This is a genomic window from Psychrobacter sp., from assembly GCF_036731945.1.
GTDB lineage: Bacteria > Pseudomonadota > Gammaproteobacteria > Pseudomonadales > Moraxellaceae > Psychrobacter.
In genome coordinates, this window is sequence record NZ_DAINDI010000066.1 from 12309 (window position 1) to 14776 (window position 2468).

Here is a 2468-nt window from a genome sequence, read left to right on the forward strand (position 1 = left end):
AGTGTGCAATTGAACCATACAGCGCAAGTACCGAGTCAAGATACGCTTTCTATCTTGGTTGCTAAGCTGACGCGCAGTACGCAAGGTATCTATCAGTTAGATGAAGACTATATGGTGCCAAGCGTCCATATTATGAGCAATTCTGCGCTACTCAATCAGCTCTATCGTTTGATGACGATGATTAATACCAAATCAAGCTCGCTCTATGATCACCATCGCCAGTCTAATAATGATTTGTTAGAATTTCGCTCATCGGATATTGCTTCTTTTTGGCTATTACATACCTTAAATACCGCTTATTCACAATTGAGTCATTTATATAATAATGCGAAATTACACCCAGAACGATTGTATGAAGCGCTCCTCAATGTTGCCAGTCAGTTGGCGACTTTTAGCTCATTATATAAGGTGGGCGACTTACCACAATATCACCATAATAATATCAATGATTCTTTTACCAGTATCATTGGCATCATCCGTGAGCTTCTTAATACCGTTATTGCCAGTAATTTTATCTCCATCCCTTTACGTCAGACCAAACACTCATATTATATGGGCGATTTGAGCAGTGACAAAATCACGCGTAACTCGCAGCTATATTTATCTGTCAGCTCATCGCTACCGATGCATGAGTTAATAGATTTGGTGCCAAGACGCTTTAAAATTGCGACACCAGATGCCGTAGAGAAGCGCGTGCTATCTGCACTACCAGGTTCACCGATTTCACATGTCTCGCAAGTGCCAAGTGCTATTCCTGTCAGACCGGGCTTTAGTTATTTCACCATTGAGCCAGTAGGCGAGCTGTATGACGAGATGATTAGAGCTGAATCCATCTGTATTTATGTACCAAATGGTTTTGATGATTTGAAAATTGAGCTGATGGCTATCGTACAGTAATTTTTTTAGCATTTTTAAAATGGTTTTTAAGTGGCTTTTTTTAAATGAGTTTTTTAAGCGGATTTTTAAAATAATACGGATTAGGAACAATCATGCTCGGAAATAATTCAATTGGTTCCGCACCTTCTTTACTAGACTCAGGTGAGGTTGCTTCAAAAGTTTCAACCGCAGGGCTTGATAGACGTATCAACAGTCAATCGCTGGTTGATATTATGTATGACGGCTTTTATTTGGTTTTTTTATTACGCAATCATTATTTCAGTAACGAGCCTCGTCATTTTCGTCAAAAAATCTATGATTTTTTAGATAAGTTTGAGATGAACGCTCGTAAAAAAGGCTTTCTATCAGAAGATATCCATGAAGCAAAATACGCTTATTGTGCGTTGATTGATGAAACCATCATGACGTCTCAAGAGTCAGACTTCCAGACTCTAAAAGATGCGTGGGAGCTTAACCCTTTGCAGTTAGATTTGTTTGGTTCACAAATCGCCGGTAATGAGTTCTTTGAGCGCTTAGATGGGTTGCGCGAACAAGGAGAGCAGCGTTTAGCGGCATTAGAAGTTTATCACTACGCGATGTTGCTAGGATTTCAAGGAAAGTATCGCCTCGAGGCCCCTGAAAAGATTCGCTACCTTATCTCACGCTTGGGCGATGAAATCGAGCATTTACGTGGTAATAAAAACGAATTTTCACCGTTCTGGGCAATTCCTGATCAAATTAGGCATAAGCTCACCAGTGAAACGCCGCTTTGGGTGATTCTTGCAGTGATGGCAGTGCTGTTAAGTGTGATATTTGCAACCATGTGGCAGTTTACCAACAGCTTTACAAATAGCCAGTTGTCAGCATACGACCATGTTATTCAAGAAAATAAAGAGCAGGCTCATATCTCAATCTTCTTACCCTAGTGCTTGTCTTCATTCAGATGATTATTTAGATAACTATTGATTAATGTGAAGGTGTGCCCTCATTATTAGCAATCGTTATCTTTAAATAATATGTCACTTACAAAGAAACGGCCATAAAAAAACCCCCATCAAAGTGATGAGGGTCTTGGCAAATGCCATAATCGAATCAAAAATGATTCAAAGGATTTACAACTAAAATATGGCTCTCCAACCTGGGCTCGAACCAGGGACACACGGATTAACAGTCCGTTGCTCTACCAACTGAGCTATTGGAGAATAAGCGGTAAGGGTTTTATGACCTACTGCGAGCTTAGAAAGTCTCTAATGAGTTCTTGCTAAGTGGGGCGTATTCTAGCAAAGATAAAAAATACGTCAAGCTTTTTTTTGCAGATTTTAGAAAGATTGCGTTTTTACTTGGTAGATAGAAGCATTTGCAAGCCTTTCAGTCAAAATTTAATTCCAAAACAATGAGAAAAACTATAGGCATCTAAATAAAAAATATCTCCTACACTCGCTCTAACGGTCTTTATTTGCGATTTAGCAACACCTGCTGTATAACAGATATTTAAAATAGATAGGTTTTACGATAACAGCAAGGAATATTATGTCGCAATACAATACCAGCTCTACGGCCAAAAGCGCGCCTCTCAATCATGAATTGTATAT

Annotated in this window: 2 protein-coding genes and 1 tRNA gene; 2 read left to right on the forward strand and 1 reads right to left on the reverse strand. The window is 39.2% G+C overall.

Going from position 1 to position 2468, the window contains the following annotated elements; translation table 11 throughout:
- Positions 1–897, forward strand: an 897-nt coding sequence (gene tssK, locus V7D75_RS11990; RefSeq protein ID WP_333614745.1) for a type VI secretion system baseplate subunit TssK, incomplete at its 5' end; no start/stop codon positions are given.
- A 92-nt stretch (positions 898–989) separates the two neighbouring features.
- Positions 990–1802, forward strand: a complete 813-nt coding sequence (gene icmH / locus V7D75_RS11995) for a type IVB secretion system protein IcmH/DotU (RefSeq protein WP_333614746.1) — start codon at positions 990–992, stop codon at positions 1800–1802.
- A gap of 200 nt (positions 1803–2002) precedes the next feature.
- On the opposite strand, the gene V7D75_RS12000 is transcribed toward icmH, so the two are convergent.
- Positions 2003–2078: transfer RNA gene (locus tag V7D75_RS12000), tRNA-Asn, on the reverse strand.
- Positions 2079–2468 lie beyond the last annotated feature (390 nt).

Coding starts and splice junctions, on each gene's coding strand:
- icmH (WP_333614746.1), top strand. CDS start 990: ATGCTCGGAAATAATTCAATTGGTTCCGCACCTTCTTTACTAGACTCA.